The sequence below is a fragment of the Paracoccus sp. (in: a-proteobacteria) genome (genome assembly GCF_039808215.1).
GTDB lineage: Bacteria > Pseudomonadota > Alphaproteobacteria > Rhodobacterales > Rhodobacteraceae > Paracoccus.
Genome location: NZ_JBDHSP010000021.1, coordinates 19,528 through 33,595, shown reverse-complemented (window position 1 = coordinate 33,595; position 14,068 = coordinate 19,528). Strand labels below are relative to the sequence as shown.

Below are 14,068 nucleotides of genomic sequence, written 5' to 3'. Positions count from 1 at the left end.
CGCCCCCGGAATCCGGGCAATCCCGCCCCAAGGAGAGCGGCCCGCAACGCATGGGCTGCCGGACAAAGAAAACACGTCATAGGAGACCATCATGCGTCACGCCCGCGGCTATCGCCGCCTGAACCGCACCCACGAGCACCGCAAGGCGCTTTTCGCCAATATGGCCGGCTCGCTGATCGAGCATGAGCAGATCAAGACCACCCTGCCCAAGGCCAAGGAACTGCGCCCGATCGTCGAGAAGCTGATCACGCTGGCGAAGCGCGGCGACCTGCACGCGCGCCGCCAGGCCGATGCACAGCTGAAGCAGGACCAGCATGTCGCCAAACTGTTCGACGTGCTGGGTGCCCGCTACAAGGACCGCCAGGGCGGCTATGTCCGCATCCTGAAAGCGGGCTTTCGCTATGGCGACATGGCGCCGATGGCGATCATCGAACTGGTCGACCGCGACACCAGCGCCAAGGGGGCGGCCGATCGCGCCCGCGTCGAGGCAGAGTCGGCCGACGAATCGTAAGCGGAGCGGCGCCTTTGCGCCGTTAAGCAAAGGTTTAAGCCCGCGACCGCGCATCGGTCGCGGGCTTTTTTGCCACAGTGCGGGATTTCTTCGGGCAAGGGTGCTTTTGCGGCTGCAGCAAGGCCCTGCCGCAGCGGTTGTCCCGGGGGTTCGGAAAACAAACAGAAATTGCGCAGCCGGGGTCGGGCCGCTGCGGGTGTTTGGCATCGGCGGAATCCCGCCGCAGGCTCAGGTTGACCCCGGGGCAAGCCGGAAATCGTCAATTGGTGGCGCAGTAGCGCTTGAATACATTGGCAACCGTGTCATTTTCCATGATACCTGCAGGAAATAGCAATCTGTCCAAATCGTCATGTCATCACGCGCCGAAATAAACGCAGCCCTTGCCAAGCTGAAAAAAATGTCGCCCGCGGGCTATTTCATCGGGCTGCATATCCGTTTTGCGGCGCCGCTGATGCAGTTCCAGACCTATAACAAGGACTGGGCGCAGCGCTATTCGGAACGTGCCTATGCGCTGCGCGATCCGACCATCGCCTGGGGGTTCTCGACCACCGGCGCCTGCCGCTGGAGCGTGCTGCCGATTCCGGATCCGTTCTCGATTCTGCAGGATGCCGCGGATCACGGGTTGTCCTACGGTCTGGCCGTCGCCCATGGCCCGATCAAGTCGCGCACGATCTGCTGCTTTGCCCATGACAAGCGGGAATTCACGGATGACGAGATCGAGGTGATCTCGACAATGATTCGGCGGCTGCATGAGATCACGGAGCCGCCGGAGAGCCTTACCAAGGCTCAACAAGAGGCCCTGAGGTGTATCGCAGAAGGGGATCGTCATGCAGCAGCGGCTGCCAAACTTGGCATTACCGAAAGCGCGTTCAAGGCTCGACTCATATCGGCGCGTGAAAGACTGATGGCACGCACGACGGCCGAGGCGCTGCAAAGGGCCAAGGATTACCGTTTGCTGTAGGGCGGTTCTCCGCAGCTGCGGTCCACCCCTGGGGGCCACCACCACAACCCCAGGAGAAGACCATGCAGACCACCACCCTTTCCTTCGCCAACCTGCACAATCACGGCGAACTGTTCGCCAATATCTTCCGCGCCCGCAAGCAGAGCTTCATCGTCCAGAAACGCTGGAACCTGCCCCAGACCGACGACATGGAGTTCGACCAGTACGACACGCCCATGAGCCGTTGGGTGGCGATCCATGAACATGGCCGCGTGCTGGCCGGCGTGCGCCTGACGCCCACGACCGCGCGCTGCGGCATGTACAGCTACATGATCCGCGATGCGCAGCAGGACCTGCTGGGCGGCTCGATCCCGCAGAACCTGCTGGACGCCGAAGCCCCGGTCGAGGCCGGCACCTGGGAGGCGAGCCGGCTGTTCGTTGATCACACCATCCCCCAGCGCGACCGCCGCCGGGTGCATGCCACGCTTGTGTCCGAGATGACCAACTCGGCGCGCGAGCTGGGCGCCTCGCGGCTGATCTGCCTTGTTGCCGCCACCTGGCCGCGCTGGCTGCGGCCCTGCGGGCTGGACGCCCAGGCCATGGGCCCGGTGGTCTGGATCGACGACGGCTATTTCCAGTGCGTCTCGATCAACCTCGCGACAAAGATGCATTGAACGGCGCATGGATCGAGGGCCTTTCGCGCGCCTTGCGGGCGCCGTAACATGGTGCCCGCATGGCAGACCTGTTCGATACCGCGCCTGCGGGCGCCCCGCCGCGCGACGCAGCGCGTCCCCTGGCCGACCGCATCCGGCCGGCCCGGCTGGCCGATGTCATCGGCCAGGACCGGGTGCTTGGCCCGGACGGCCCGCTGGGCGCGATGCTGGCGGCGGGCAGCCTTGGTTCGCTGATCCTCTGGGGGCCGCCGGGCGTGGGCAAGACCACCATCGCGCGGCTGCTGGCGCAGGAGACCGAGGCGGCCTTCGTGCAGATCTCGGCGATCTTTTCCGGCGTGCCGGAACTGCGCAAGGTCTTCGAGGCGGCGCGGCTGCGCCGGGGTCAGGGGCGCGGCACGCTGCTGTTCGTCGACGAGATCCACCGCTTCAACCGCGCGCAGCAGGACGGCTTCCTGCCGCATATGGAGGACGGCACGATCACCCTGGTCGGGGCCACCACGGAAAACCCGAGCTTTGAACTGAACGCGGCGCTGCTGTCGCGGGCGCAGGTGATCGTGCTGGAACGGCTGGGTCCGGCCGATCTGGAGCGCCTGGCGCAGCGCGCCGAGCAGGAGCTGCAGCGGGCGCTGCCGCTGACCGGCGAGGCGCGCGCGCGGCTGCTGGACATGGCCGACGGCGACGGCCGCGCCGTGCTGAACCTGATCGAGCAGGTCATGGCCTGGAAGCTCTCGGACCGGCTGGACCCCGACCAGCTGGCGCAGCGGCTGATGCGGCGCGCGGCGCGCTATGACAAGTCGGGGGACGAGCATTACAACCTGATCTCGGCCCTGCACAAATCCATCCGCGGCAGCGACCCGGATGCGGCGCTTTACTGGCTGGCGCGCATGTTCGAGGGGGGCGAGGACCCGCGCTATCTGGCCCGGCGCCTGACGCGCATGGCGATCGAGGACATCGGCCTGGCCGATCCGGCGGCGCAGCGCCATTGCCTGGACGCCTGGGCGCTGTATGAACGCCTGGGCAGCCCCGAGGGCGAACTGGCGCTGGCGCAGGCGGCGATCTATCTGGCGCTGGCGCCGAAATCCAACGCGGGCTACGCGGCCTACAAGCAGGCGCGCGATCTGGCGCGGCGCTCGGGCAGCCAGATGCCGCCCAAGCACATCCTGAACGCGCCGACCGGGCTAATGGCCGAGCAGGGCTATGGCAAGGGCTATGCCTATGACCATGACGCCGAGGATGCCTTCTCCGGGCAGGACTACTTCCCCGAGGGCATGAAACGCCCGGTTCTTTACCTGCCGGTCGAGCGCGGATTCGAGCGCGAGTTGAAAAAGCGCGTTGAATGGTTCGCCGGCCTGCGTCACAAGCGGCGCATCGAGGGCAAGACATGACACATACTTTCCTGCAGGTCGCGCTGGGCGGCGCCCTGGGTTCAAGCGCGCGTTACGGCGTGAACATCCTGGCCGGGCGCCTTGCCCCCGGCCTGCCGCTGGGCACGCTTGCGGTGAATATCGCCGGTTGCTTCCTGATGGGCGTGCTGGCGGCGGGCCTGGCGCATCGCGGCGGCCAGCATCTGGCGCCCTTTCTGCTGACCGGGGTGCTGGGCGGATTCACCACGTTTTCCGCCTTTGCGCTGGACACGCTCAGCCTGTGGCAGCGCGGCGCCGCGGGCATGGCGGCGGCCTATGTGCTGGCCTCGGTGGCGGTGTCGCTGCTGGCCGTCGGCCTCGGGCTGGCGCTGGGCCGGGGGGTCTTCGCATGAGCGTGCAGACCATCCGCATCGCCGCCGAGGAGGGCGAGCAGCGCCTTGATCGCTGGCTGAAGAAGCGCTTTCCGCAGCTGACCCAGGGCGCGATCGAGAAATGGTGCCGCACCGGGCAACTGCGCGTCGATGGCGGCCGCGTCAAGGCCAGCAGCCGCATCGACGCCGGGCAGGAGGTGCGCGTGCCGCCGCTGCCCGATGCGGCCCCTGCCGCGATCCGGGCGCCAAAGCCGCGCGTCAGGCACAGCGACGCCGAGATGATCCAGTCCTGCGTGCTGTGGCGCGACGAACATATCATCGCGCTGAACAAGCCGCCGGGCCTGCCCTCGCAGGGGGGCTCGGGCCAGGGAGACCGGCATGTGGACGGGCTGACCGAGGCCTTGATGTTTGGCTACAAGGACCGACCCAAGCTGGTGCACCGGCTGGACAAGGACACCTCGGGCGTGCTGCTGCTGGCGCGTACCGACCGCATCGCCCGCGCGCTCTCCGAGGCCTTCCGCCACCGGTTGACGCGCAAGATCTACTGGGCGGCGGTGGCGGGCGTGCCCAGCCCGCGCATGGGCTCGATCAAATACGGGCTGGTGAAGGCGCCGGGCCGCGGCCGCGGCGGCGAGGGCGAGAAGATGATCGCCGTGCATCCCGCGCAGATGGCCACGACCGAGGGCGCCAAGCGCGCCCATACCGATTACGCGGTGCTGGACGCGCTGGGCAGCCGCGTCAGCTGGGCCGCCATGGTGCCGGTCACCGGCCGCACGCATCAGCTGCGCGCCCATATGGCCGAGATCGGCCATCCGATCGTCGGCGACGGCAAATATGGCGGCTCGGGACAGGAAAATCTCGGCGACGGCTGGGGCGCGCAACTGGGCGGAGAGATCAGCCGCAAGCTGCACCTGCACGCCCGCCTGATCCGTTTCGAACATCCGATCAGCAAGAAGCTGATCACCATCACCGCGCCGCTGCCCGAGCACATGGTGCGCACCTGGGCGACGCTTGGCTGGTCCGAGAATGACGTGCCCGAAGACCCCTTTGCCGAGGCGCCATGAAACTTGTCGTATTCGATGTCGATGGCACGCTGATCGACAGCCAGCACATGATCGTCGCCGCGATGGCTGCGGGTTTCGAGGAGGCCGGCCTGGCGCCGCTGCCGCGCGAGACCGTGCTCTCGATTGTCGGCCTGTCGCTGCCGGTGGCGGTGGCGACGCTGGCGCCCGAGGCCGGGCCTGCGCAGCAGGAACGCGCCGTGGCGGGCTATCGCGCCGCCTGCCAGCGGGCGCGGGCGCAGCACGCCTCGCCGCTGTATCCCGGGGCGCAGGACTGTCTTGATCTGCTGGCCGGGCGCGATGACGTGCTGCTGGCGATCGCCACCGGCAAGGCGCGGCGCGGGCTGGATGCGCTGATCGACAGCCGGGGCTGGGGCGGGCTGTTCGTCAGCCGGCAGACGGCGGATTTCCACCCCTCGAAACCGCATCCGGCGATGCTGCTGGCCGCCGTCGAGGAGGCCGGGGTCAGCCCCGGCCAGGCGACGATGGTGGGCGACACGGAATTCGACATCGCCATGGGGGTGGCGGCCGGGACGCGGGCGCTGGGCGTCGGCTGGGGCTATCACCCGCGCGAGCGGCTTTTGGCCGCCGGTGCCGCGCTGGTGGCCCCGGACTATCCGGCGCTGACCCGGGCGCTGCTGGAGTGGATCGATGGCTGAATGGCAGGCGCGGCGGTTCTGGACCGAGGCCGGGACCCGGGCGCGGGACGGCGGCTGGGAGGTGGTGCTGGACGCGCGGGTGCTGCGCACCCCCGGCAAGCAGGCGCTGCTTTTGCCGACCGAGGCGCTGGCGCAGGCCATCGCCGCGGAATGGGACGCACAGGCCGATGTGATCGACCCCAATCTGATGCCGCTGACCCGCGGCGCCAATTCCGCCATCGAAAAGGTCACGCCGCAATTCGGCGCCGTCGCGGCGATGCTGGCCGAATATGGCAGCACCGATCTGCTGTCCTATCGTGCCGATGAGCCCGAGGCGCTGGCCCTGGCCCAGGCTGCGGGCTGGGACCCGCTGCTTGACTGGGCCGCCAGCGCGCTGGGCGCGGCCTTGCGCATCACCCATGGTGTGATCCCGGTACCGCAGCCGCCCGAGGCGCTGGCACGGCTGGCGGCCGAGGTCGCGGGGCTCGATGTCTTTGGCCTGACGGCGCTGCACGATCTGGTGACGCTGCCCGGCTCGCTGGTGCTGGGGCTGGCGGTGATCCGCGGCCGCATCGGTGCGGCGCAGGCCCATGCCCTGGCCCGCATCGACGAAAGCTTTCAGGCCGAGCGCTGGGGCCGCGACGACGAGGCCGAGGCGGCCGCCGCCGGCCGTCTGGCCGCCATGCTGGCGGCCGAGCGGCTGTGGTCGCTCAGCCGGACGTAGGGTCGCTTTCGGCTTAATTCTTGACGCAAGCCTGTGCATCGGCACAGTGGTGCCCAGGGGGCGCTGCAAGCCCCTTGCAAAAGGGGCCTGCCGATCGCCCGCACCCGGGACCTGCCGACCGGCCCGAAAACAACAGTGAGGAAATCCATGAAGAAATCCCTGTTCCTCGGCTCGGTGACCGCGCTTGCTCTTGTGGCGACGGGGGCCATGGCCGGCGAAGGCGACACGCTGAAAGAGGTCAAGGCCCGCGGCATGCTGAACTGCGGCGTCAATACCGGTCTGGTCGGTTTTGCCGCCCCCGACGCCAATGGCAACTGGTCGGGCTTTGACATCTCGTTTTGCAAGGCGGTGGCCGCGGCGGTGCTGGGCGACCAGACCAAGGTGAAATACGTGCCGACCACCGGCCAGACGCGCTTTACCGCCCTGTCCTCGGGCGAGGTGGACCTTCTGGCGCGCAACTCGACCTGGTCCTTCCAGCGCGACACCGACCTGAAGCTCGATTTCATCGGGGTGAACTATTACGACGGCCAGGGCTTCATGGTGCGCAAGGATCTGGGGGTCAGCTCGGCCAAGGAACTGGACGGCGCCACGATCTGCATCCAGACCGGCACCACCACGGAACTGAACCTGGCGGATTACTTCAAGTCGAACGGCATGAAATACGAGGCGGTGAACATCGACAGCAATGCCGAGGGCGAGCAGCAGTATCTGGCCGGCGCCTGCGACGCCTATACCACCGACGCCTCGGGCCTGGCCGCGACACGCGCCGCCTTTGCCGATCCGGAAAACCACATCATCCTGCCCGAGATCATCTCGAAAGAGCCGCTGGCCCCGGCGGTGCGCCATGGCGACAACAACTGGGGCGACATCGCCCGCTGGACGCTTTACGCGCTGATCGCCGCCGAGGAATACGGCATCACCTCGGCCAATATCGACGAACTGGCGAAATCCTCGCAAAACCCCGAGGTGCAGCGCCTGCTGGGCAGCAGCGACGACCTGGGCAAGATGATCGGGCTGGATGCCGAATGGGCCAGGCGCGCCATCAAGGCCAATGGCAATTATGGCGAGATCTTTGCCGCCACCATCGGCGAGCAGACCCCGATCGGGCTGGCGCGCGGGCTGAACGCGCAATGGACCCAGGGTGGCCTGATGTATGCGATGCCCTTCCGCTGAGCCGGGCATGAGGCGGGCGCGCGGGAGAACCCCTCGCGCGCCGGCAGCACGAGGCCGGCCCAGAGGTCACAAGACCCGAACCCCGCCGGCCACAGGGGGGTAATGCCATGGTGACCTATCCGGAGGCGGAGAACCCGCCGTTCCGACTGTCGATGCTGATCTACGACCGGCGCTATCGCGCGCTGACGCTGCAGGCGGTCGTCTTCATCCTGGTGATGCTGGCGGCCAGCTGGCTGATCAACAACACGATCTACAACCTGCAGACTATGGGCAAGACCATCAGCTTCGATTTCCTGTTCCGGCGGGCGGGCTATGACATCCCGCAGCAGCTGATTCCGTTCAATTCCGACGACACGCATCTGCGCGCCGCGGTGGTCGGGCTGCTGAACACGCTGCTGGTCTCGGTACTGGGCTGCATCGCCGCGACGGTGCTGGGCGTGTTCGTGGGGGTGCTGCGGCTGTCGTCGAACTGGCTGATCGCGCGGCTGATGACCTTCTATGTCGAGGTGTTTCGCAACATCCCGCTGCTGCTGTGGATCCTGGTGATCCTCGCGATCTTTACCGAGGTGATGCCGCCGCCCAACGCCTATCGCGGCGAGAACCCGGCCGCGGGCATGATCCTGTTCGACACCATCGCCCCGACCAACCGCTATACCGCCATCCCGTCCCTGGGCATGACCAATCCGCCGGCGACGCTGGCCATCGGGCGCGAGGGCATCAGCTGGGCGCTGATTGCCTATGTCGTGGCGCTGATCGCCAGTATCGCGGCCTATCGCCTGCTGCGCGCCCGCGCCCATCGCCTGCAGGACGAAAGCGGGGTGCGGCCGACGACCTGGTGGAAAAGCCTTGCGATCTTTGTCCTGCCGCCCGCGGTCCTGACCTGGTATTTCGGCCTGCATCTGATCCGGCCGGTGCTGCGCGGCTTCAACTTTGCCGAGGGCATCAACCTTGACAATGCCTTCGTCGTGCTGTGGCTGGCGCTGACGCTTTACACCGGCGCCTTCATCGCCGAGATCGTGCGCGCCGGCATCCAGGCGGTCAGCCGCGGCCAGAGCGAGGCCGCCTTTGCCCTGGGGCTGCGCCCGCACCGGACCATGTCGCTGGTGGTGCTGCCGCAGGCGCTGCGGGTGATCGTGCCGCCGCTGATCTCGCAATATCTGAACCTGACCAAGAACAGCTCGCTGGCCATCGCGGTCGGCTACATGGATCTGCGCGGCACGCTGGGCGGCACGACGCTGAACCAGACCGGGCGCGAAATGGAATGCATGGTGCTGATGATGGGGATCTATCTGGCGCTTTGCCTGATCATCTCGGGCGGCATGAACGTGTTCAATGCCAGCGTGCGGCTGAAGGAGCGCTGAGATGGCCGAGACGCACCCCGAGCCCTTCGTCCGCGACGCCATGCTGCCGCCGCAGCCGCCGCCGCTGCGCGATTCCGGCGCCATCCTGTGGCTGCGCAGCAACCTGTTTTCCAGCCCGCTGAACATCCTGCTGACGCTGGCGGGGCTGGGCATCGTCTGGCTGGTGCTGGGCACGGTCGGGCCGTGGCTGGCGCGATCGGTCTGGCATGCCGACAGCATGGCCGAGTGCCGCAAGATCATCGCCGAGCGCTGGGGGCCGGATGTCACCGGCGCCTGCCTTGCGATCATCAAGCACCGCTGGAACCAGTTCATCTTCGGCTTCTATCCGCAGCATCTTTACTGGCGGCCGGCGCTGGCCTTCGGGCTGCTGTTCCTGGCGCTGGCGCCGGTGCTGTTTTCCGACAGCGCCCGGGCGCGGCGCATCGTGCTGGCGCTGGCGCTGCTGCTGACGCTGACGGTGTCGCTGCTTCTGGGGGCGGGGGCCACGGTGCTGCTGGCCATGGCGGCGCTGATGCTGGCCTGGGCGGCACTGATCGAGACGCGGCCCGGCTGGGCGCTGCTGGCCAGCCTGCTATACCCTTTCCTGGCGGTCTGGCTGCTCTGGGGCGGCAAGCTCTGGGCGCCGGCGATGGCGCTGGCGGGTTTCGGTCTTGGCTTTCTGGTCTGGCGGGCGCTGGCGGCACGGCTTGGCCTTCTGGCCTTCGGCATCGCGGTGGTGGCGACGGTGGCGTGGTGGCTGCTGGCCGCGGCGCCGCTGGCGGCGGCGCTGGCCTCGGTGCTGCCGCTGCGGCTCGAGCCGGTGGCCTCGGACCAGTTCGGCGGCTTCGTGCTGTCGATCACCATCGGCGTCGCCGGCATCGCGCTGTCGCTGCCCATGGGCGTCGTGCTGGCGCTGGCGCGGCGTTCGGACATGCCGCTGATCAAGATGCTGGCGGTGATGTTCATCGAGTTCATCCGCGGCGTGCCGCTGATCACGCTCTTGTTCGTGGCCTCGTTGCTGCTGAACTATTTCCTGCCGCCGGGGGCGAATTTCGACATCATCCTGCGGGTGATCATCATGGTGACGCTGTTCGCCGCCGCCTATATGGCCGAGGTGATCCGCGGCGGCCTGGCCGCCCTGCCCAAGGGGCAATACGAGGCCGCGGACGCGCTGGGCCTCGACTACTGGAAGGCGCAGCGGCTGATCATCTTGCCGCAGGCGTTGAAGATCTCGATCCCCGGCATCGTCTCGACCTTCATCGGCATGTTCAAGGACACCACGCTGGTGGTCTTTGTCGGGCTTTACGATCCGCTGAAGGCCATGGCCGACACCATCCGCGCCAGTTTCGAATGGAAGGGCGCCTATTGGGAGCCCTACATCTTCGTCGGCGCGATCTTCTTCATCCTGTGTTTCGGCATGTCGCGCTATTCGATGTATCTCGAGCGCCGGCTGAAGCGCGACCATCGCTGAGGACATCCCCATGCAGACCCAGACCCATGCGCAGCCCGACGACATCGCCATCCAGATCAGCAAGCTGAACAAGTGGTATGGCAGCTTCCATGTGCTGCGCGACATCGACCTGACCGTCAGCCGCGGCGAGCGCATCGTCATCGCCGGACCCTCGGGTTCGGGCAAGTCGACGCTGATCCGCTGCATCAACCGGCTCGAGGAACATCAGGCGGGCATGATCGTCGTCGACGGCACGGAACTGACCCATGACCTCAAGAACATCGACAAGGTGCGCTCCGAGGTCGGCATGGTGTTCCAGCATTTCAACCTGTTCCCGCATCTGACGATCCTCGAGAACTGCACCCTGGCGCCGATCTGGGTGCGCAAGGTGCCCCGACGCGAGGCCGAGGAGACGGCGATGCATTTCCTGACCAAGGTCAGGATCCCCGAACAGGCGCAGAAATATCCCGGGCAGTTGTCGGGCGGCCAGCAGCAGCGCGTGGCCATCGCGCGCGCGCTGTGCATGCGCCCGCGCATCATGCTGTTTGACGAGCCCACCTCGGCGCTGGACCCCGAGATGATCAAGGAGGTGCTCGACACGATGATCGAACTGGCCAATGACGGCATGACCATGCTTTGCGTCACCCATGAGATGGGCTTTGCCCAGGCGGTGGCGCATCGGGTGATCTTCATGGATCAGGGCCAGATCGTCGAGCAGAACACGCCCGTGGAATTCTTCAACAACCCGCAGTCGGAACGCACCAAACTGTTCCTGAGCCAGATCCTCGGGCATTGACGGCTGTCGATGCCCGGTTGCCGCCGGCCGCGGCCGCGGTCTAAGCTGCCGGCCGTAGTTTCCGAGAGGCAGCAATGAACCAAACGCTATTCCTGATCCTGGGTCTGCTGGGCCTGGCGGGCATCGGCTCGCTGGTGTCGGGCAATGACGACGATCACCCGCCCGAGGAGCCGGGCGACCCCTTCGGCGGGCGCGACCGCATCGAGGGCACCGAGGGGGACGACACCATCACCGGCACCGATGGCGACGATGCCATCCGCAGCTTTGCCGGCGATGATTCCGTCGAACCCGGGGCCGGCGACGATCTGGTCTTTGCCGGGCTGGGCAATGACACGGTGGGCGCCGATGCGGGCGACGACGAGATCTTTCTGGGCGGCGGCGACGACGTTTACGGCGGACTCGATCTGGGCGCGGACGAGGGTGCGGACACCATCGCCGGCGGCAGCGGCAATGACACGATCATCACCAATCTTGGCACGCATCAGGTCAGCGGCGACGAGGGCGACGACCGCATCGAGGATCACGGCGGTTCGGCCAGCATCGACGGCGGCGACGGCGACGACCTGATCCTGTCGCCCGACGCCTCGGATCCCGAAGCGCCCGACAGCCTGCTGGGCGGCGAGGGCAATGACACCATCCATGCCGGCGCCGGCGATCTGGTGGATGGCGGCAAGGGCCGGGACGCGATCATGCTGCGCAGCGATGCCGGCGGCGCCGCGGACATCGTGCTGGGCAGCGCCGACAGCCTGACCATCACCCTGGCCGAGGATTACGCCGGCCCAGAGGATTACGAGTTGGTGCAGGACGGCGAGGACGTGCGCGTGCTGCTGGACGGCGCCGACATCGCGGTGCTGCGCGACATGGAACTGCGTGACGTGCGCGACATCACCCTGCTGCGTGAGACCTCCGGCGGCTGACCGCCCGGGGGGGGGGGGCGCGCGTCCCCCCGCCGGTTCAGATCGCGGTCTTCAGCGATTCCTCGATATAGATCTCGCGCAGGCGCGTGGCGACCGGACCTGGGCGGCCGTCGCCCAGCCTGGTGCCATCGACCGCGACCACCGGCATCACGAAGGCCGAGGCCGAGGTGCAGAAGGCCTCGTCCGCGGCCTGGGCCTCGGCGATGGTGAAGGGGCGCTCCTCGATCTGCATCTGCGCCTCGGCGGCATAGCGCAGGAGCGAGGCGCGGGTGATACCGTGCAGTATGTCATGGGACAGCTGGCGGGTGACGATCCTGCCGTCCTTGACGATATAGGTGTTGTTCGAGGTGCCCTCGGTCACGAAACCGTCCTCGGTGAACCAGGCGTCATCGGCGCCGCGCGCCCTGGCCTCCATCTTGGCCATCGAGGGGTAGAGCAACTGCACCGTCTTGATGTCGCGCAGGTGCCAGCGCAGGTCGGGGACCGAGACGACGCTGATGCCGGCCCGCGCCTGCGGGTTCTGGGCCAGGCCGGGTTTCGACTGCGTGAACATCACCACCGTCTGCGGCGTGTCGGCAGGCGGATAGGCAAAGTCGCGGTCGCCGGGATTGCCGCGCGTGACCTGCAGATAGACCAGCCCGTCGCTGACCCCGTTCAGTTCCAGCAGCCGGCGATGCGCCGCCAGCCAGTCATGTTCGCCCAGGGGATTGCCCATGCCAAGCGCCGTCAGCGAACGCTCGAGCCGGGCCAGATGCGCGGCGAAATCCAGCAGCTTGCCGCCCAGCACGCTGGTCACCTCATAGACGCCGTCGGCCATGACGAAACCGCGGTCGAAGATCGAGACCCTGGCCTCGGTCTCGGGCAGGTAGTCGCCATTCAGATAGACGGTGCGGGTCATGCGCTTCTCCTTTCGCCACGGCGTCCTTGCGGTCCTGCGCCGAAAGCCGCGGGGCGTCAAGCGCCCAGCAATGCCGCCCGGCAAGGATGCGGGTGCAGAATGGGCTTGATGCTGGCGCAGCAATTATCTATCGCTTCGGGGAAGCAGATTGAAACATCATTACCGAAAGGCTGGACATGTCCTTCCGCACGCAACCCCCCGCCCCGGCGCGCCTGAACCGCTGCCAGCTGTTCGGCCCCGGCTCGCGCCCGGCGCTGTTTGAAAAGATGGCGGCCTCGGCGGCCGATGTGATCAACCTCGACCTCGAGGATTCGGTGGCGCCCGACGACAAGGCGCAGGCGCGGGTGCAGATCATCCAGGCGATCGGCGACATCGACTGGGGCAGCAAGACGCTGTCGGTCAGGATCAACGGGCTCGATACCCCCTGGTGGTATCGCGATGTCGTCGATCTGCTGGAACAGGCGGGCGAGCGGCTGGACCAGATCATGATCCCCAAGGTCGGCAATGCCGCCGACATCTATGCCGTCGATGCCCTGGTCAGCGCCGTCGAGGCGGCGAAGGGCAGGAAGAAGCGCATCAGCCTGGAGGTGATCATCGAATCCGCCGCCGGCATCAGCCATGTCGAGGAGATCGCCGCCGCCTCGCCGCGGCTGCAGGCGATGAGCATCGGCGCCGCCGATTTCGCCGCCAGCATGGGCATGGCCACCACCGGCATCGGCGGCACGCAGGAAAACTACTACATGCTGCATGCGGGGGCGCGGCACTGGTCGGACCCCTGGCACTGGGCACAGACCGCGATCGTCGCCGCCTGCCGCACGCATGGGCTTTTGCCGGTCGACGGGCCCTTCGGCGATTTCGGCGACGAAGAGGGCTTTCGCGCCCAGGCGCGACGTTCGGCCACGCTGGGCATGGTCGGCAAATGGGCGATCCACCCCAAACAGGTGGCGCTGGCCAATGAGGTGTTTTCCCCTGGCGAGCAGGCGGTCTCCGAGGCGCGCGAGATCCTCGCCGCCATGGAGGAGGCCAAACGCAGCGGCGCGGGTGCGACAGTCTACAAAGGCAGACTTGTTGACATCGCCTCCATTCGTCAGGCAGAAGTGATCGTGCGTCAGGCAGAGTTGATCGGCGCCTGAGCAGAGCGGAATTTCATCGCCATACCTGGGCGGCCACGCGGGGAGGCTGGCCGCCATTCAGGGGAGGAGCAACAGGCC

At 67.3% G+C, this 14,068-nt stretch carries 15 protein-coding genes; 14 read left to right on the top strand and 1 reads right to left on the bottom strand.

The genetic code is table 11. From position 1 onward, the window contains the following. The first annotated feature begins 91 nt into the window (after nucleotides 1-91). The 13 genes from rplQ (at nucleotide 92) to WMK75_RS09190 (ending at nucleotide 11,959) form a co-directional block, all read left to right on the top strand. A complete protein-coding gene (gene rplQ, locus WMK75_RS09250) occupies nucleotides 92-511 on the top strand; it encodes a 50S ribosomal protein L17 (protein ID WP_347267395.1) in 420 nt (139 codons plus the stop codon). Between the two features lie 349 nt (nucleotides 512-860). Then, a complete protein-coding gene (locus WMK75_RS09245) occupies nucleotides 861-1,472 on the top strand; it encodes an autoinducer binding domain-containing protein (protein WP_347267394.1) in 612 nt (203 codons plus the stop codon). 62 nt (nucleotides 1,473-1,534) lie between these two features. Continuing rightward, nucleotides 1,535-2,125: an acyl-homoserine-lactone synthase gene (locus WMK75_RS09240; RefSeq protein ID WP_347267393.1), complete on the top strand. Its 591-nt coding sequence runs from the start codon at nucleotides 1,535-1,537 to the stop codon at nucleotides 2,123-2,125. Between the two features lie 59 nt (nucleotides 2,126-2,184). Beyond that, nucleotides 2,185-3,510 (top strand): replication-associated recombination protein A, encoded by a 1,326-nt coding sequence (locus WMK75_RS09235; protein WP_347267392.1) that lies wholly within the window; start codon nucleotides 2,185-2,187, stop codon nucleotides 3,508-3,510. Continuing rightward, entirely contained in the window at nucleotides 3,507-3,881 is a 375-nt protein-coding gene (crcB, locus tag WMK75_RS09230; protein ID WP_347267391.1) for a fluoride efflux transporter CrcB, read from the top strand. Before WMK75_RS09235 ends, crcB begins: the two co-directional genes overlap by 4 nt. Then, nucleotides 3,878-4,924 carry an RluA family pseudouridine synthase gene (locus WMK75_RS09225; RefSeq protein ID WP_347267390.1) on the top strand — a complete coding sequence of 349 codons (1,047 nt, stop codon included), beginning with the start codon at nucleotides 3,878-3,880 and terminating at the stop codon, nucleotides 4,922-4,924. The genes crcB and WMK75_RS09225 overlap by 4 nt, the downstream gene beginning before the upstream one ends. Then, complete coding sequence (locus WMK75_RS09220) at nucleotides 4,921-5,580, top strand: HAD-IA family hydrolase (protein ID WP_347267389.1); 660 nt, start codon at nucleotides 4,921-4,923, stop codon at nucleotides 5,578-5,580. Before WMK75_RS09225 ends, WMK75_RS09220 begins: the two co-directional genes overlap by 4 nt. Further along, nucleotides 5,573-6,283 carry an ATP12 family protein gene (locus tag WMK75_RS09215; RefSeq protein WP_347267388.1) on the top strand — a complete coding sequence of 237 codons (711 nt, stop codon included), beginning with the start codon at nucleotides 5,573-5,575 and terminating at the stop codon, nucleotides 6,281-6,283. The genes WMK75_RS09220 and WMK75_RS09215 overlap by 8 nt, the downstream gene beginning before the upstream one ends. Nucleotides 6,284-6,430: 147 nt before the next feature. Further along, nucleotides 6,431-7,456, top strand: a complete 1,026-nt coding sequence (locus tag WMK75_RS09210; protein ID WP_347267387.1) for an amino acid ABC transporter substrate-binding protein — start codon at nucleotides 6,431-6,433, stop codon at nucleotides 7,454-7,456. A 107-nt stretch (nucleotides 7,457-7,563) separates the two neighbouring features. Beyond that, nucleotides 7,564-8,817, top strand: a complete 1,254-nt coding sequence (locus tag WMK75_RS09205) for an ABC transporter permease subunit (RefSeq protein ID WP_347267386.1) — start codon at nucleotides 7,564-7,566, stop codon at nucleotides 8,815-8,817. 1 nt (nucleotide 8,818) lies between these two features. After that, nucleotides 8,819-10,267 carry an amino acid ABC transporter permease gene (locus tag WMK75_RS09200; protein WP_347267385.1) on the top strand — a complete coding sequence of 483 codons (1,449 nt, stop codon included), beginning with the start codon at nucleotides 8,819-8,821 and terminating at the stop codon, nucleotides 10,265-10,267. Between the two features lie 10 nt (nucleotides 10,268-10,277). Then, nucleotides 10,278-11,042 carry an amino acid ABC transporter ATP-binding protein gene (locus WMK75_RS09195; RefSeq protein WP_347267384.1) on the top strand — a complete coding sequence of 255 codons (765 nt, stop codon included), beginning with the start codon at nucleotides 10,278-10,280 and terminating at the stop codon, nucleotides 11,040-11,042. Nucleotides 11,043-11,116: 74 nt separating this feature from the next. After that, nucleotides 11,117-11,959: a calcium-binding protein gene (locus WMK75_RS09190; protein WP_347267383.1), complete on the top strand. Its 843-nt coding sequence runs from the start codon at nucleotides 11,117-11,119 to the stop codon at nucleotides 11,957-11,959. Between the two features lie 37 nt (nucleotides 11,960-11,996). Here the strand turns inward: WMK75_RS09190 and WMK75_RS09185 are convergent, their stop codons facing one another. Further along, nucleotides 11,997-12,857: a D-amino-acid transaminase gene (locus WMK75_RS09185; protein ID WP_347267382.1), complete on the bottom strand. Its 861-nt coding sequence runs from the start codon at nucleotides 12,855-12,857 to the stop codon at nucleotides 11,997-11,999. Nucleotides 12,858-13,033: 176 nt separating this feature from the next. On the opposite strand from WMK75_RS09185, the gene WMK75_RS09180 reads away from it, so the two are divergent. Beyond that, the gene (locus WMK75_RS09180) at nucleotides 13,034-13,990 is read left to right on the top strand and encodes an L-malyl-CoA/beta-methylmalyl-CoA lyase (protein ID WP_347267381.1); all 957 of its coding nucleotides are present in this window, start codon (nucleotides 13,034-13,036) and stop codon (nucleotides 13,988-13,990) included. The last annotated feature ends 78 nt before the right edge of the window (nucleotides 13,991-14,068 follow it).